Origin of the sequence: Mycolicibacterium houstonense (genome assembly GCF_900078665.2) — a bacterium.
Taxonomy (GTDB): domain Bacteria; phylum Actinomycetota; class Actinomycetes; order Mycobacteriales; family Mycobacteriaceae; genus Mycobacterium; species Mycobacterium houstonense.
Genome location: NZ_LT546207.1, coordinates 1,979,197 through 1,995,092, shown reverse-complemented (window position 1 = coordinate 1,995,092; position 15,896 = coordinate 1,979,197). Strand labels below are relative to the sequence as shown.

The 15,896-nt window shown below is 68.7% G+C and carries 17 protein-coding genes and 1 pseudogene; 15 read left to right on the top strand and 3 right to left on the bottom strand.

What is annotated here, in order from left to right:
* Positions 1–19: 19 nt before the first annotated feature.
* A complete protein-coding gene (locus tag BN4332_RS10015) occupies positions 20–880 on the bottom strand; it encodes a ribokinase (protein WP_066898295.1) in 861 nt (286 codons plus the stop codon).
* A gap of 71 nt (positions 881–951) precedes the next feature.
* Between BN4332_RS10015 and BN4332_RS10010 the strand changes: the two genes are divergently transcribed.
* From BN4332_RS10010 to BN4332_RS09970, 9 genes are all read left to right on the top strand, one after another.
* Positions 952–2,211 carry a glutamate-5-semialdehyde dehydrogenase gene (locus tag BN4332_RS10010; protein ID WP_066898294.1) on the top strand — a complete coding sequence of 420 codons (1,260 nt, stop codon included), beginning with the start codon at positions 952–954 and terminating at the stop codon, positions 2,209–2,211.
* 30 nt (positions 2,212–2,241) lie between these two features.
* Positions 2,242–3,132: an AAA family ATPase gene (locus BN4332_RS10005; protein WP_066898293.1), complete on the top strand. Its 891-nt coding sequence runs from the start codon at positions 2,242–2,244 to the stop codon at positions 3,130–3,132.
* Positions 3,132–4,583 (top strand): vWA domain-containing protein, encoded by a 1,452-nt coding sequence (locus tag BN4332_RS10000; RefSeq protein WP_066898292.1) that lies wholly within the window; start codon positions 3,132–3,134, stop codon positions 4,581–4,583. Before BN4332_RS10005 ends, BN4332_RS10000 begins: the two co-directional genes overlap by 1 nt.
* Positions 4,584–4,655: 72 nt before the next feature.
* Positions 4,656–5,294 (top strand): nicotinate-nucleotide adenylyltransferase, encoded by a 639-nt coding sequence (gene nadD, locus BN4332_RS09995; RefSeq protein WP_074133031.1) that lies wholly within the window; start codon positions 4,656–4,658, stop codon positions 5,292–5,294.
* Complete coding sequence (gene rsfS, locus BN4332_RS09990; RefSeq protein ID WP_066898291.1) at positions 5,291–5,668, top strand: ribosome silencing factor; 378 nt, start codon at positions 5,291–5,293, stop codon at positions 5,666–5,668. Before nadD ends, rsfS begins: the two co-directional genes overlap by 4 nt.
* A gap of 7 nt (positions 5,669–5,675) precedes the next feature.
* The gene (gpgP, locus tag BN4332_RS09985; protein WP_066898290.1) at positions 5,676–6,365 is read left to right on the top strand and encodes a glucosyl-3-phosphoglycerate phosphatase; all 690 of its coding nucleotides are present in this window, start codon (positions 5,676–5,678) and stop codon (positions 6,363–6,365) included.
* The gene (gene octT / locus BN4332_RS09980; protein WP_066898289.1) at positions 6,355–7,092 is read left to right on the top strand and encodes a diglucosylglycerate octanoyltransferase; all 738 of its coding nucleotides are present in this window, start codon (positions 6,355–6,357) and stop codon (positions 7,090–7,092) included. Before gpgP ends, octT begins: the two co-directional genes overlap by 11 nt.
* A 2-nt stretch (positions 7,093–7,094) precedes the next feature.
* On the top strand, positions 7,095–7,940 hold the full coding sequence (locus BN4332_RS09975) for a DegV family protein (RefSeq protein ID WP_066898288.1): 846 nt from the start codon (positions 7,095–7,097) through the stop codon (positions 7,938–7,940).
* A 30-nt stretch (positions 7,941–7,970) separates the two neighbouring features.
* Positions 7,971–8,600, top strand: coding sequence for a maleylpyruvate isomerase family mycothiol-dependent enzyme (locus BN4332_RS09970; protein WP_066898287.1), 630 nt, complete (start codon positions 7,971–7,973; stop codon positions 8,598–8,600).
* On the opposite strand, the gene BN4332_RS09965 is transcribed toward BN4332_RS09970, so the two are convergent.
* On the bottom strand, positions 8,597–9,649 hold the full coding sequence (locus BN4332_RS09965; RefSeq protein WP_066898286.1) for an NAD(P)H-dependent amine dehydrogenase family protein: 1,053 nt from the start codon (positions 9,647–9,649) through the stop codon (positions 8,597–8,599). The genes BN4332_RS09970 and BN4332_RS09965 overlap by 4 nt on opposite strands.
* A gap of 155 nt (positions 9,650–9,804) precedes the next feature.
* On the opposite strand from BN4332_RS09965, the gene BN4332_RS09960 reads away from it, so the two are divergent.
* Together BN4332_RS09960 and holA are read left to right on the top strand one after the other, a co-directional pair.
* Positions 9,805–10,584, top strand: coding sequence for an SPFH domain-containing protein (locus BN4332_RS09960; protein WP_084459230.1), 780 nt, complete (start codon positions 9,805–9,807; stop codon positions 10,582–10,584).
* A 283-nt stretch (positions 10,585–10,867) separates the two neighbouring features.
* Positions 10,868–11,830 carry a DNA polymerase III subunit delta gene (holA, locus tag BN4332_RS09955; protein WP_066898285.1) on the top strand — a complete coding sequence of 321 codons (963 nt, stop codon included), beginning with the start codon at positions 10,868–10,870 and terminating at the stop codon, positions 11,828–11,830.
* A 9-nt stretch (positions 11,831–11,839) separates the two neighbouring features.
* Here holA and rpsT read toward each other — a convergent pair whose 3' ends face one another.
* Positions 11,840–12,100, bottom strand: coding sequence for a 30S ribosomal protein S20 (gene rpsT, locus BN4332_RS09950; RefSeq protein ID WP_066898284.1), 261 nt, complete (start codon positions 12,098–12,100; stop codon positions 11,840–11,842).
* Between the two features lie 248 nt (positions 12,101–12,348).
* Here rpsT and BN4332_RS09945 point away from each other — a divergent pair, with 248 nt between their 5' ends.
* The 4 genes and pseudogenes from BN4332_RS09945 to BN4332_RS09930 form a co-directional block, all read left to right on the top strand.
* Positions 12,349–14,010, top strand: coding sequence for a circularly permuted type 2 ATP-grasp protein (locus BN4332_RS09945; protein WP_074133027.1), 1,662 nt, complete (start codon positions 12,349–12,351; stop codon positions 14,008–14,010).
* An 11-nt stretch (positions 14,011–14,021) separates the two neighbouring features.
* Entirely contained in the window at positions 14,022–14,996 is a 975-nt protein-coding gene (locus BN4332_RS09940) for an alpha-E domain-containing protein (protein WP_066898283.1), read from the top strand.
* Between the two features lie 155 nt (positions 14,997–15,151).
* Positions 15,152–15,583 carry a CBS domain-containing protein gene (locus BN4332_RS09935; protein WP_066898371.1) on the top strand — a complete coding sequence of 144 codons (432 nt, stop codon included), beginning with the start codon at positions 15,152–15,154 and terminating at the stop codon, positions 15,581–15,583.
* 90 nt (positions 15,584–15,673) lie between these two features.
* Positions 15,674–15,896, top strand: a pseudogene (locus BN4332_RS09930) (GNAT family N-acetyltransferase); the annotation flags it as partial.

The following is a 15,896-nucleotide window of genomic DNA, read 5'->3' as shown; positions in this document are numbered from 1 at the left end:
GAGCTTCAGTTGGGGCCTGTCAGTGCGTCAGCAGCCCATCGATGTCGGCCGCCGACGGTGCGCACCGGCCGGCTCCACGGACCAGGGTGGCCAGCGCTCCGGCCGCGCAGGCGCGCCGCAGCGCGGTTTCGTGGCCGGACATCCACCCGGCGGCCAGCACCCCGGCGAACACGTCGCCCGCACCCGCGGTGTCCACGGCCCGGACCGAAGGGGCTGGGACGTCGAACCGCTCATCGGAGCCCAGATAGCTGGCCCCGCGCGAGCCCCGGGTGATCACCAGATGCTTCACCGGCCAATGCCATTCGGCCGCCTCGGACTCGTTGACCACCACGACGTCGACCAATTCCGACAATGCCAGCAGCTGATGCGCGGCGGTACCGGGTGGTGAGGCATTGAGCATGACGACGGCGCCGGCCGCCCGCGCCAGCTTGGCCGTCGCGATCGCCGTCGTCACCGGGATCTCCAACTGGATCAGCACCACCTCGCTCCACACGATGGCGGAGCGTGCCGCGGCCGAATCGACCTCGAGCCGGGCGTTGGCGCCCGGCGCCACCACGATGCTGTTCTCGCCCACGGCGTCGACCAGGATCGCGGCCGATCCGCTGGGTCCTGGCACGCTCGTCACCGCATCGGCGGCGACACCGTTCTCCCGCAGGTGGCGCCGTAACAGATCCGAGGCGGCGTCGTCGCCTACCGCGGCGACCAAGGCGACGTCCGCTCCTGCTCGGGCCGCGGCGACTGCCTGATTACCGCCCTTACCCCCGGGCGCCGACGTCAGGGACGAGGCGAGCACGGTCTGGCCGGGGCGGGGCAGCGTATTGACGACGAACGTGAGGTCAGCGTTGATACTTCCAACCACGCACACCCGCGAAGCCGCCATGGCGACAACGCTAATCCAGTTGGGCGCTGACACGTGTCGAACCGCGTCAACACCTCCGATACCCTGGGGCGATGAGCGTGCAGACACCGCCCATCAGCGCCCCGACGCCGGACCTTCGCCAAGAGGTCCACGATGCCGCGCGCCGCGCCCGCGTCGCCGCGCGCACGCTGGGCACGTTGAGCGCCGAAACCAAGAACCGCGCCCTGCATGCTGCCGCTGATAGCGTGCTGGCCCACGTGCACGAAATCCTGGCCGCCAACGCCGCCGATCTCGAGGCGGCCCGCGCGGCCGGGACGCCCGAGTCGATCCTGGACCGCCTGGCGCTCAACCCGCAACGGGTCGACGGCATCGCCGCCGGTTTGCGTCAGGTCGCCGGTCTGCCCGACCCGGTCGGTGAGGTGCTGCGGGGACGCACCCTGCCCAACGGTCTGCAATTGCGGCAGCAGCGGGTGCCGCTTGGCGTGGTCGGCATGGTGTACGAGGGCAGGCCGAACGTCACGGTGGACGCCTTCGGGCTCACCCTCAAATCCGGCAATGCCGCCCTGCTGCGCGGCAGTTCGTCGGCGGCCCGCTCCAATCAGGCGCTGGTGACCGCGCTGCGCTCGGCGCTGGCGTCGCTGGACCTGCCGCTGGACGCCGTGCAGTTGCTGCCCAGCCATGACCGCGCCAGCGTCACCCACCTGATCCAGGCCCGCGGTCTGGTCGACGTGGTGATCCCGCGTGGGGGAGCCGGGCTGATCGCGGCCGTGGTGCGTGATGCCCAGGTGCCTACGATCGAGACCGGGGTGGGCAATTGCCACGTCTACGTTGACGAATCGGCCGACATCGACCTGGCCGAGAAGATCCTGCTGAACTCCAAGACCCGCAGGCCCAGCGTCTGCAATGCCGCCGAGACCTTGCTGGTGGACAAGGCGCTGGAGGCGACGGCCCTGCCCCGGCTGACCGCCGCACTGGTCGAGGCCGGGGTCACCGTGCACGCCGACCCCACCGACGAGGAACTGCACGCCGAGTTTCTCTCGATGGACATCGCCGTGGCGCTGGTCGACGGGGTGGACGGCGCGATCGCCCACATCAACGAGTACGGCACCGGCCATACCGAGGCCATCGTGACAACGAATCTTGCTGCGGCCCAGCGCTTCACCGAACAGGTGGACGCGGCCGCGGTGATGGTCAACGCATCCACCGCGTTCACCGACGGAGAGCAGTTCGGTTTCGGTGCAGAGATCGGCATCTCCACACAGAAGCTGCATGCCCGCGGACCGATGGGCCTGCCCGAACTGACCTCGACCAAATGGATCGTGTGGGGAGACGGTCAGACCCGTCCGGCCTAGCCGCCGACCAGAAGAGACTCAGGAGACCACATGAGCGTGCCCGCTCGCCCCGCTCCGTTGTTCGCGGACATCGACGATGTCGCCCGGCGGCTGGCGGAGACCGGTTATCTGCCCGATACCGGCACCGCCACAGCGGTTTTCCTCGCCGACCGGCTGGGCAAACCGCTCCTGGTCGAGGGCCCCGCCGGGGTCGGCAAGACCGAGCTGGCCCGCGCGGTGGCGCAGTCGACGGGCTCGGAGCTGGTGCGGCTGCAGTGCTACGAGGGGGTCGACGAGGCCCGCGCGCTGTACGAGTGGAACCACGCCAAGCAGATCCTGCGGATCCAGGCCGGGCAGGCCGGCGGTTCGGGCACCGACTGGGATCAGACCAAGGACGACGTGTTCAGCGAGGAATTCCTGCTGACCCGTCCGCTGCTGACCGCGATCAAGCGCACCGACCCGACCGTGCTGCTGGTCGACGAGACCGACAAGGCCGACATCGAGATCGAGGGCCTGCTGCTGGAGGTGCTCTCGGACTTCGCGGTGACGGTCCCCGAACTCGGCACCATCACCGCCGAGCGGCCACCGTTCGTGGTGCTCACCTCGAACGCCACCCGGGAGCTGTCCGAGGCGCTCAAGCGGCGCTGCCTGTTCCTGCACATCGACTTCCCGGATCCGGATCTGGAGCGGCGCATCCTGCTGTCACGGGTGCCCGAGCTGCCCGAGCACATCGCCTCAGAGCTCGTGAAGATCATCGGCGTGATGCGCGGCATGCAACTCAAGAAGGTGCCGTCGGTGGCCGAGACCATCGACTGGGGCCGCACCGTGCTGGCCCTGGGGCTGGACACCATCGACGACGAGATGATCGCCGCCACCCTCGGTGTGGTGCTCAAACACCAGTCCGACCAGGTCAGGGCGGCCGGCGAGCTGAAGCTGAACTGATGGTGCCCCGCCGGGTCCGACCGCCCCAGCCGCTGGCTCCCCACGGCCTGCCGGGGCACCTCGTCGAGTTCGTCGAAGCCCTTCGCGGACAAGGCATCTCGGTCGGGCCATCGGAGACCGTCGACGCCGGCCGGGTGATCACCGTGCTGGGGTTGGGTGATCGTGAGGCGCTGCGTGAGGGCATCGCCTGCGCGGTGCTGCGCCGCCCCGATCACCGTGACACCTACGACGCGATGTTCGACTTGTTCTTCCCGGCGGCCCTGGGCGACCGCACGGTTCTCTCTGAAGATGACCAGGGCGACGCCGGTGCGGACCGGCCGCAGTTGCCGCCGGAGGACATCGAGGCCATGCGCGACGCCTTGGTGCAGATGCTGGCCGACAACGAGGATCTGGCCAACCTCGACGACCGGCTGGCGGCGATGATCGCCCGGATCGTCGAGGCCTACGGCCGCTACAACTCCAGCCGGGGCCCGTCGTACTCGTCGTATCAGGCGCTCAAGGCGATGAGCCTGGACGATCTGGAGGGCAGGCTGCTCGCCGGGCTGCTCGCGCCCTACGGCGACGAGCCCACCCCGACCCAGGAGGAGATCGCCAAGGCGCTGGCCGCCCAGCGCATCGCGCAGCTGCGCAAGATGGTCGAGTCGGAGACCAAACGGCGCACCGCCGAGCAGCTGGGCCGTGACCACGTGCAGATGTACGGGGTGCCGCAACTGGCCGAGAACGTCGAGTTCCTGCGCGCCTCCGGTGAGCAGCTGCGTCAGATGCGCAAGACCGTGCAGCCGCTGGCCCGCACCCTGGCCACGCGGCTGGCCGCCCGCCGGCGCCGGTCCCGGTCCGGCGAGATCGACCTGCGCAAGACGCTGCGCAAATCGATGTCCACGGGCGGGGTCCCGATCGACGTGGTGCTCAAGAAGCCGCACCCGGCCCGTCCCGAGCTGGTGGTGCTGTGCGACGTCTCCGGTTCGGTGGCCGGATTCAGCCACTTCACCCTGATGCTGGTCTCGGCGCTGCGCCAGCAGTTCAGCCGGGTGCGTGTCTTCGCGTTCATCGACACCACCGACGAGGTCACCGAGATGTTCGGGCCCGAGGCCGACCTGGCGGTCGCGGTGCAACGAATCGCCCGCGAGGCGGGCGTATACACCCGCGACGGGCATTCCGACTACGGGCACGCGTTCGTATCGTTCCTGGACAAGTACCCCAACGTGCTGTCGCCGCGCAGCTCGCTGCTGGTGCTGGGGGACGGGCGCAACAACTACCGCAATCCCGAGGCCGGGTTGCTCGCCCACATGGTGTCGGCCAGCCGGCATGCCCACTGGCTCAATCCGGAGCCCAAGCACTTGTGGGGTAGCGGGGATTCCGCGGCGCCGAAGTACGCCGAGACGATCCCGATGCACGAGTGCCGGTCGGCCAAGCAACTGGCGGCGGTGATCGACGGGCTGCTGCCGGTCTGAGCCGGCTCTGTGGGGCCGTCGGGCTTTGCGTCGGTGCCGGCCCGCGTCGTCGCTGCCGTAAGCTGCCTGTTCGTGGCAACACGGCGCAGGCTGGGCGTGATGGGTGGGACGTTCGATCCCATCCACAACGGACACCTGGTCGCCGCCAGCGAGGTGGCCGACCTGTTCGAACTCGACGAGGTGGTGTTCGTTCCGACCGGTCAGCCCTGGCAGAAGCACGACCGACGGGTCAGTGCGCCTGAGGACCGCTACCTGATGACGGTCATCGCCACCGCGTCCAATCCGCGTTTTTCGGTCAGCCGGGTCGACATCGACCGGGGCGGGGCGACCTACACCAAGGACACCCTGCGCGACCTACGTGAACTCAACCCGGACGCCGACCTGTATTTCATCACCGGAGCCGATGCCCTGGCGTCGATCCTGTCCTGGCAGAACTGGGAGGACTTGTTTTCCATGGCGAGGTTCGTCGGCGTGAGCCGACCCGGGTACGAGCTGGACGGTGAACATATCGAGGGGGCGCTGCGGGAACTGCCGCCAGAGGCGCTGACCTTGGTGGAGGTGCCCGCGCTGGCCATCTCGTCCAGCGATTGCCGTCAGCGGGCCGCCGAGGCCCGGCCCATCTGGTACCTGGTGCCCGATGGCGTGGTGCAGTACGTGGCCAAGCGTGGCCTCTACACCGTGGACACCAGAACGACGGAGCCGGTCCGATGAGCGCTACCCAGGAAGCCGTGGAGATGGCGACGGTGGCGGCCAAGGCCGCCGCGGCCAAGCTCGCCGACGATGTCGTGGTGATCGACGTGTCGGGTCAGTTGGTGATCACCGACTGCTTCGTGATCGCGTCGGCCTCCAACGAACGTCAGGTCAACGCGATCGTGGACGAGGTCGAGGAGAAGATGCGGCAGGCCGGGTACAAGCCGGCGCGTCGCGAAGGCACCCGCGAGGGCCGCTGGACGCTGCTCGACTACGTGGACGTGGTGGTGCACATCCAGCACCAGGACGAGCGGGACTTCTATGCCCTGGACCGGCTGTGGCGCGATTGCCCGACCGTTCCGGTCGAGTTGGACTCGCCGGAGGCCACCGAATGAGGACGCGATGAGGGGCCGTCGGCTGGTGCTTCTGCGCCACGGCCAGACCGAGTACAACGCCGGCAGCCGGATGCAGGGACAACTCAACACCGAGTTGTCCGATCTGGGCCGCGAACAGGCCGCCGCGGCTGCCGAGGTGCTGGCCAAGCGTCAGCCGCTGCTGATCGTGTCATCGGACCTCAAGCGTGCTCTCGATACCGCGGTGACCCTCGGTGACCGCGCCGGGATCCCCGTTCAGGTGGACACGCGGCTGCGGGAGACTCATCTGGGGGACTGGCAGGGGCTGACGCACCAGGAGGTGGACACGGTGGCCCCGGGGGCCCGCTTGGCCTGGCGCGACGACGCCCGGTGGGCGCCCCATGGTGGTGAGAGCCGTGTCGACGTGGCCGGTCGTAGCATGCCGGTGGTGGCCGAACTCGTTGCCGGGCAACCGGACTGGGGTCTGGACGGCGCCGGGGGCGGCTCGGAACGCCCGGTCGTGCTGGTGGCCCACGGCGGGCTGATCGCCGCGCTGACCGCCGGGCTGCTCGGCCTGCCGGTCGACAACTGGCCGGTGCTGGGCGGCATGGGCAATGCCAGTTGGGTTCAGCTGTCCGGACATTCCGGGGATGCGGTGGACGAGTCGGACTTCGACGCGATCCGGTGGCGGCTGGACGTGTGGAACGCCTCGGCGCAGGTGGCCAACGATGTCCTCTGAGCGCAAGTCGGTGCTGCTGGTCTTCGCCGACTCCCTGTCGTATTTCGGCCCGACCGGCGGTTTGCCGTCCGACGATCCGCGGATCTGGCCCAACATCGTGGCCGATCAGCTGGGCTGGGACGTCGAACTCATCGGCCGGATCGGCTGGACCTGCCGCGACGTCTGGTGGGCCGCGACCCAGGATCCACGGTCCTGGGCGGCGCTGCCGCGGGCCGGTGCGGTCGTGTTCGCCACCAGTGGCATGGACTCGCTGCCGTCGCCGTTGCCGACCGCGCTGCGCGAGCTGATCCGCTATGTGCGTCCGCCCCGGCTGCGCCGGTGGGTGCGGGACGGCTACGGCTGGTTGCAGCCACGGTTGTCGCCGATCGCCCGCTCGGCGCTGCCACCGCATGTGACGGTCGAATACCTGGAGATGACGCGCAACGCGATCGACTTCAACCGGCCCGGAATCCCGGTGGTGGCCTCGTTGCCGTCGGTGCACATCGCCGACACGTACGGCAAGGCCCATCACGGCCGTGAGCCCACGGTCAAGGCGATCACGGCCTGGGCGCAGGAGCACGACGTGACGCTGGTTGATCTCAAGGCCGCCGTCGCCGACGAGGTGATGAACGGACGCGGCAACCCCGACGGGATCCACTGGAACTTCGAAGCCCACCGGGCGGTCGCCGAGCTGATGCTCAAGGGGCTGGCCACAGCCGGTGTGCCGCAAGAGAATACTGCTGACTGACGATGGCGGTCATGGTGGTGACCGACTCGACGTCGCGGTTGCGGCCCGAGGTGTGCGCACAGTGGGGCATCCGGCAGGTGCCGTTGCACGTTCTCGACGACGGCAACGATCTCCGCGACGGCGTCGACCCGATGCCGGCGGACCTCTATGACCGGGCCCGGGTGACCACCTCGGGCGCATCGCCGGCCGACCTCGCCGACACCTATCGTCAGGCATTGGCCGACAGCGGCGGAGATGGCGTTGTGGCCGTGCATATTTCGGCGGCGCTGTCGAGTACGTACAGCACGGCGGCCGCGGTCGCCCGCGAGATCGGGCAGGCCGTGCGGGTGGTGAACTCCCGTGCCGCGGCCATGGGCGTCGGCTTCGTGGCGCTGGCCGCCGCCGAATCGGCCCGTGGGGGCGCCACTCTCGACGCGGTCGAGGCCGCCGCCCGCGCCGCCATACCCCGCGGGCAGGCGTTCATCGTCGTGCACCGGCTGGACAACCTGCGGCGCAGCGGCCGGATCGGCACCGCCGCCTCGTGGCTGGGTACCGCCCTGTCCCTGAAACCGTTGCTGCGCCTGGATGTCGACGGCCGGCTGGTGCTCTCGCAGCGCATCCGGACCACCTCGAAAGCCCATGCGGCGCTGGTCGAGCAGATTGCCGACGCCGCGGGCGACCGTGACGTGCGCGTGGTGGTCCACCACGTCGACAACCCGGAGGCGGCCGAGGAGATCGCCGCCGCGCTGACCGACCGGCTGCCGAATCTACGGTCACTGTCGGTCACCGATATGGGTCCGGTGCTGGCGGTGCATGTGGGCGGCGGCGCGGTCGGCGCCTGCATCACGGTGGAGGATGCTTCAGAGTAGGTCCACAGCGGCTCTGAAGGGGGTGTGCCGATGACGGCCGTGATGACGCTGGCGCGGGAGGAGCGCGGGGACTTCGCCGACTTCCTGGCGGATCTCACGCCGCAGCAATGGGACAGCCGGACTCTGTGCGGCAATTGGCGGGTGCATGACGTGGCGGCGCACGTCATCAGCTATGACCCGCTGAGTACCCGGCAGCTGATCGGCCGAATGGCCAGGGGCCTGGTCACCAAGGGCGGCGCCAACGCCATCGGCGTGGCCGAATTCTCGGTGCTGCCACCCGACGAGCTGGTCGCACTGTTCCGCAGGCACGCCCAGCCCCGCGGGTTGACCACCGGGTTCGGCGGCCGGATCGCGCTGACCGACGGAATGATCCATCAGCAGGACATCCGCCGCCCGCTGGGCCTGCCCCGGCAGATCCCGGCCGAACGACTCCGTGTCACATTGGATTTCGCGAGGTGGGCACCACCCATCCGGGGTGCGTTGCGGGCCCGGGGCGTCCGGATGGTGGCCACCGACCTGGACTGGTCGGCAGGCCGCGGTCCCGCCGTGACCGGTCCGGGGGAAGCGCTGCTGATGGTGATGGCGGGGCGCTGCGATGCCATGGCCGACCTGGGCGGGCCGGGTCTGCCACGGCTCGAGGCGCGGTTGCGCCGGGGTTAGCCCGCGAACCGTCCGGTGACCGGCGGCAGGTCCTTGAGGGTCAGGATGCCCGGTGCGGCGGCGACCACGGCGGGCACCGCGTTGGTGACGGGTAGCGCGGTGTAGATCATGCCGAGCCCGTTGAGGCTGACCTCGCTCCAGTCCTTGGACGGCAGGCAGTACACCACGGTGCGCATGTTGGGCACGCCGAACACCTGGATCACGTGACCGTGCGCCACCGGCTTCGGGGGAGTGACGTGATTGCCCATGATCCAATTGAATCCGACGCTGACGACGTTCTTGTCGCCCACCCAGCCGCGGTGGTAGCCGTAGACACTCGCGACGGTGCCCTTCGGGATCTGCATGAAACCCAGATCGGAGTCGTCGGTGGCGGGGGTGAACGTGACGTCGAAGGTGATCCGGTCCAGCTTCGCGCCGATGGCGTCGGCCATCATCGCCGCCGACTCGGCGAACACCTCGCTCTCGACGCGCACGCTCTCGGCCAGCCCGGGCGTCTCCGGGTCCTTGCCGAAGCCCATCGCGGCCATGGTCCCCGCCGATTCGTAGACGCCGCAGTCCACGGACTCGGTGATGCGGATTTCGTCGACACTCTCGCATGCGCTGGACAGCACCATGCCCATCATGTTGGTCAGGCCGGGGTGGGCGCCACTGCCGAAGATCGTGGAATTGCCGGTCTCGCAGGCTTTCCGGATGCGCTCCAGATCTTCTGGCGTCTGCTTGCCGCCGGTGATCCAGGCGGCCGTGGAACACACGTTGACCCCGGCCTCCAGCAGGCGGACCAGTTCGTCGACGCTCGGCCAGATCGGGTTGTAGCAGCAGGCATCGGGTTTCAGGGCGATCAGTTCGTCGATCGAGTTGGTGGCCTTGATGCCGGTGGGTTCGGGCCAGCCGGCCAACTCGGCGGCGTCGACACCGACCTTGTCGGCACCGTAGGCGTACACGCCGACCAGCTCCATGTCGTCGCGGCCGATGATCGCGTGCAGCGAGCGTCGCCCGATGTTTCCGGTGGTCCATTGGATGACCCGGATCGGCCTATCCGCTGCGGTCATGATGCCTCCTCGCTGAGCCCGGTGGACTCTAGACACTATCGGGCATCTGTTCACCTGTGGCAGGCACCGGCCGTCCTGGCGGGCGGCACCCGGGCGTCGCACAATCGAATTGCGGGGCACGCGCGCCCCGCGGAGCCATGAATCGAGGTCAGATCATGGACATGCTCTACGCGCTCGCGGCGGCCGGAACCGGTGTCATCGCCCTGGTCTGGCTCGGGATGAGCAATATCCGTGTGGTCCGGCAGTACGAGCGGGGCGTGGTGTTCCGGTTCGGGCGAGTCAAGGACACCGTCCGCCAACCAGGACTGACGATGCTCATCCCGGTGGCCGACCGGCTGCAGAAGGTCAACATGCAGATCATCACGATGCCGATTCCCGCCCAGGACGGCATCACCCGCGACAACGTCACCGTGCGGGTCGATGCCGTCATCTACTTCAAGGTGATCGACCCGATCCGGGCGGTGGTGGACGTGCAGGACTACATGTCGGCGATCGGTCAGGTGGCGCAGACCTCGCTGCGCTCGATCATCGGCAAGAGCAATCTGGACGATCTGCTGTCCAACCGGGAGCGGCTCAACCAAGGCCTGGAACTGCTCATCGACAACCCCGCGGTGGGCTGGGGCATCCACATCGACCGCGTCGAGATCAAGGACGTGGTGCTGCCCGATTCCATGAAGCGGTCCATCGCCCGGCAGGCCGAGGCCGAACGGGAACGCCGGGCGCGCATCATCACTGCCGACGGCGAACTGCAGGCGTCCGAAAAACTCGCCGCGGCCGCCGATGTGATGGCGGCCGAGCCGGCGGCGCTGCAGCTGCGACTGCTCGAAACCGTCGTCGAGGTGGCCGCGGAGAAGAACTCCACCGTGGTGTTGCCGTTCCCGGTCGAATTGCTGCGGTTCCTCGAACGGGTCACGCCGCAGCAATCGATCGGGTAGCCCGGAGCCGGGCGTCATCCACAGCGCGAGTTTCATCCACAGCCCGCCGGGACCGCCGCGGCGGGAGCCTCGAACCGTCGCGACCGCCACCTACCGTCGCGGGCATGGGAACCGAACTGTCGGTGCAGCGGCTCCGCCGCCTCAACGAAGGCCGGCCGCGCACCGGGGATGCCCCCGAACCGGACGGTGCCACCCCCGAGGCGAGCGAAACCACATCCGATACCGCCGCGGAGAGCGCCCTGTCGAAGTGGCTGCCCGACACCGCTCCCGGGGACGGTCGGGGATGGCTGGCCACCGTGCGCGCCGATCCCGGTCGCGCCNCGATGAGGAACTGCTGGTCGAACGTGCGGTCGGGTCGGTGCTGCGCGCGCTGCGCCGGCAGGCCGGGTCCGACGACGTCCCGGTGGACCGGATGCGCGCCGGCGAGGTCAGCACCAGTGAGCTGGCCGAGCTGCTCAGCCCGTCGCTGTTCGCCGAGGAGCGCATGGTGGTGCTGGAGGCTGCCGCCGAGGCGGGCAAGGATGCCGTGGCGCTGATCGCCTCGGCCGCAGCCGATCTGCCGCCAGGCACGGTGCTCGTGGTCGTCCACTCCGGTGGCGGGCGGGCCAAGGCTCTGGCCGATCAGTTGAAAAAGCTTGGTGCACAGGTGCATCCGTGTGCGCGCATCACCAAACCGGCCGAACGTGCGGATTTCGTGCGGTCCGAATTCCGGCAGTTGAAGGTCAAGGTCTCCGACGACACGGTGACCGCGGTGCTCGATGCGGTGGGGTCGAATGTGCGTGAGCTGGCCGCGGTGTGCTCACAGCTGGTGGCCGACACCGCCGGGCAGGTCGATGCGGCAGCCGTGCGCCGCTATCACAGCGGTAAGGCGGAGGTGAAGGGCTTCGACATCGCCGACAAGGCGGTCGCCGGTGACGTGGCCGGGGCGGCCGAGGCGTTGCGATGGGCGATGCTGGCCGGTGAGCCGCAGGTGGTGCTGGCCGATGCGCTGGCCGAGGCGGTGCACACGATCGCGCGGGTGGGGCCGCTGTCGGGGGATCCGTACCGGTTGGCCGGTGAACTCGGGATGCCGCCGTGGCGGGTGCAGAAGGCGCAGAAGCAGGCCCGGAGATGGTCGCGCGACTCGGTGGCCGAGGCGATGCGGGTGGTTGCCACCCTCAATGCAGACGTAAAGGGCGCAGCGGCAGATGCCGACTACGCCCTTGAATCAGCTGTGCGCCGGGTGGCGGAACTCGCCACCCGGTGACGCCGAAGATCAGAGCTTGTTGAAGGCGAGCGCCAGGGCCGACTTCTTGTTGGCTGCCTGGTTGGCGTGGATGACACCCTTGCTGGCGGCCTTGTCGAGCTTGCGGCTGGTCGACACCAGCAACTCGGCGGCCTTGTCCTTCTCGCCGGCCTCGACGGCCTCGCGGAAGCCGCGGACGGCCGTCCGCAGCGACGACTTCACCGACTGGTTACGCAGCCGACGACGCTCGTTGGTGCGGATGCGCTTTTCCTGCGACTTGATGTTGGCCACGTAAAAATTCCTTCGTAATTCTCTAGCTGGGGTTACCGAAGTCTGGGTGCGCACACCCGCACTGCGGGCAGCGACTGTTCAGGGTACCAGCGGGATGTCCGAACCCCCAAAGCGGCGCTGGTGCAGCGCCGGCCGTGCGGCACCCGGCGCATGGCTTCTCGCTCACCTTAATACCACCTCAACGGGCCTTTGGCCTGCTGAAACGAGCTGTTCCGTTGAACCGGCGAAATGCCGTTGGGTGGTGCAGCATGAGGAGGGTGAGCCTGAGAACAGTCCGCGCGCAAGCAGTGGAGCCGAACGGGTCGGGCCCGGCCGGCCCGCGGGCCGCCGAGCGGCGTCGCGTCAAACATCAGGGCGTCTTCGACGGCTACAACCGGCTGGGCCGGTACTCGGAGGCGTTCGACGAGATGTTCGACGCCGCCGGCAACGTCCGCGGGCCGTACAAGGGCATCTTCGCCGAGCTTGCTCCGTCGGACGCCTCGGAGTTGCAGTCGAGGTCGGAGGCGCTGGGCCGGGCGTTCATCGACCAGGGCATCACCTTCTCGCTGTCGGGTCAGGAGCGGCCGTTCCCGCTCGACCTGGTGCCTCGGGTGATCTCGGCGGCCGAGTGGTCGCGGCTGGAGCGCGGCATCACCCAGCGGGTCAAGGCGCTGGAGATGTATCTCGACGACATCTACGGCGAGCAGGAGATCCTGCGCGACGGCGTCATCCCGCGCCGGCTGGTCACGTCCTGCGAGCATTTCCACCGCGAGGCCGCCGGCATCGTCCCGCCCAACGGCGTGCGCATCCACGTGGCGGGCATCGACCTGATCCGTGACGACAAGGGCGACTTCCGGGTGCTCGAGGACAATCTGCGTTCACCCTCTGGGGTGTCCTATGTGATGGAGAACCGCCGCACCATGGCGCGGGTCTTCCCGAACCTGTTCGCCACCCACCGGGTGCGCGCGGTCGGCGACTACTCCTCGCATCTGCTGCGGGCCCTGCGCAACGCGGCGCCCACCAACGTCGCCGATCCCACCGTCGTGGTCCTGACACCGGGCGTCTACAACTCGGCCTACTTCGAGCACTCGCTGCTGGCCCGGCAGATGGGGGTGGAGCTGGTCGAGGGCCGCGACTTGTTCTGCCGCGACAATGCCGTCTACATGCGCACCACCGAGGGGGAGCGCCAGGTCGACGTCATCTACCGCCGCATCGACGACGCGTTCCTGGATCCGATGCAGTTCCGGCCTGACTCGGTGCTCGGGGTGGCCGGTCTGCTCAACGCGGCCCGCGCCGGCAACGTGGTGATCTCCAGCGCGGTGGGCAACGGAGTCGGCGACGACAAGCTCGTCTACACCTACGTGCCCACGATCATCGAGTACTACCTGGGCGAGAAACCGGTGCTGGCCAACGTCGACACCTACCGCTGTTGGCTGGACTCCGAACGGGAGGAAGTGCTCGACCGGATCGACGAGCTCGTGATCAAACCGGTGGAGGGTTCGGGCGGGTACGGCATCGTGTTCGGTCCGGACGCCTCGGCCAAGGAGCTGGCGGCCATCGCCAAGAAGATCCGCGCCGACCCGCGCGGCTGGATCGCCCAGCCGGTGATGCAGCTGTCCACGGTGCCCACCCAGATCGACAACAAGCTGGCGCCCCGACACGTGGACCTGCGCCCGTTCGCGGTCAACGACGGTGACGACGTCTGGGTGCTGCCCGGCGGTCTGACCCGGGTCGCGCTGCCCGAGGGATCCCTGGTGGTGAACTCCAGCCAGGGCGGCGGCTCGAAGGACACCTGGGTGCTGGCTTCCCGCGCGTCGGTGGCCGACCGTGAGCTGGCCGGCGCTCAGGTGGTGCGGTCGCTGCCCGCGTCCGCGAGTGGACCCAAAGGCGATGGCGCGGTTGATGGTTCGTCGTCGCAACAACAGCAGTAGGGGGTGGGGTGATGCTGGCGCGCAACGCCGAGTCGCTGTACTGGATCGGCCGCTACGTCGAGCGGGCCGATGACACGGCACGGATTCTCGACGTCACGGTGCATCAGCTGCTGGAGGACTCCAGCGTGGACCCGGACGTCGCCTCCCGGACGCTGCTGCGGGTGCTCGGCATCGAGCCGCCCGACAAACCCTTGGATGTGTGGTCGCTGACCGACATCGTGGCGTTCAGCCGGGACAGCAACGGCAATTCGATCGTCGACTCGATCTCGGCCGCGCGGGAGAACGCCCGGGGTGCCCGCGAGGTCACCTCGACGGAGATCTGGGAGTGCCTCAACACCACCTACAACGCGCTGGCCGAACGGGAGCGCGCGGCCAAACGCCTTGGCCCGCACGAGTTCCTGTCCTACGTGGAGGGCCGTGCGGCGATGTTCGCCGGGCTGGCCGACTCCACCCTGAGCCGCGACGACGGCTACCGGTTCATGGTGCTGGGCCGCGCGATCGAGCGGGTCGACATGACGGTGCGGCTGCTGTTGTCGCGGGTCGGTGACAGCGGGTCGTCGCCGGCCTGGGTGACCCTGCTGCGCTCGGCCGGGGCCCACGACACCTACCTGCGTACCTACCGCGGCGTGCTCGACGCCGGCCGGGTCGTCGAGTTCATGTTGCTGGACCGGTTGTTCCCGCGGTCGGTCTTCTATTCGCTGCGGTTGGCCGAACACAGTCTCGACGAGCTGCTCAACCGGCCGCACAACCGGCTGGGCGCCACGGCCGAGGCGCAGCGGCTGCTCGGCCGGGCCCGCAGCGAGCTGGAGTTCCTGCAGCCGGGTGCGCTGCTGGAATCCCTCGATGCCCGGCTGGCCGGGCTGCAGAAAACCTGCCGCGATGTCGGAGAAGCATTGGCGCTGCAGTACTTCCACTCCGCGCCCTGGGTGGCCTGGACCGATGCCGGGCACGGGGATGTGGTCGTGATCGAGGAAGGCGAGGTCTAGTCGATGAGCGCTCGCGCGAAGAGGAGATNTCCATTCCTACTCGTCCCGGCGCCGGGACGAGCGGGAAAGGCGGCGGTTCGGTCCGCGTGGGCCCTTTCTTCCTGACGAGAGCCGACTTAGCCTGATGTGAGGTGGATCACGATCGGAGGCTGCCGATGCGAATCGCGGACGTGCTGAAAAACAAGGGCACGGCGGTGGTGACGATTTCGCCGGAGACCACGGTGACCGAACTGTTGGCCGGGCTGACCGAGCTCAACATCGGCGCCATGGTGGTGTTGGGGCCTGATGGGTTGGCCGGCATCGTGTCGGAACGTGATGTGGTGCGCAAACTGCACGAGCGGGGCAGCAGCCTGCTGGCGCAGCCGGTGTCGGAGATCATGACCACGGTGGTGGCGACCTGCACGCCGCGAGACACCGTGGATCACCTCAGCGCGCTGATGACGGAGAACCGGGTGCGCCACATTCCGGTGCTCGACCGCGGCCGGTTGGCCGGCATCGTCAGCATCGGTGACATCGTCAAGACCCGGATGGAAGAGCTTGAGGCCGAGCAGGAACAACTGCAGGCCTACATCACCCAGGGGCGCTGACCACCGAAACGACGGTTGTTCACGCGAATTGCGCCGAATCGGGCGAAAAACCGTAGTTTCGCGGTGAGACAATTGTGCAAAAGTGAGCGGATGACTGCCGTCGACGTGCGTCCTCCCACCAAATCTGACGTCAAGCAGCTGGCCGCGGTGCTGGGCCGGGCCTTCCTCAACGATCCGGTGATGTCCTGGATCCTGGCCGATGACACCCGCCGGGCCAAGGGGCTGCCCCGGTTGTTCGCGGCCATCACCCGCCATCATTTCCTGGCCGGCGGCGGCGCCGAGGTGGCGAGCCGGGGCGGCCAGATCGGCGGGG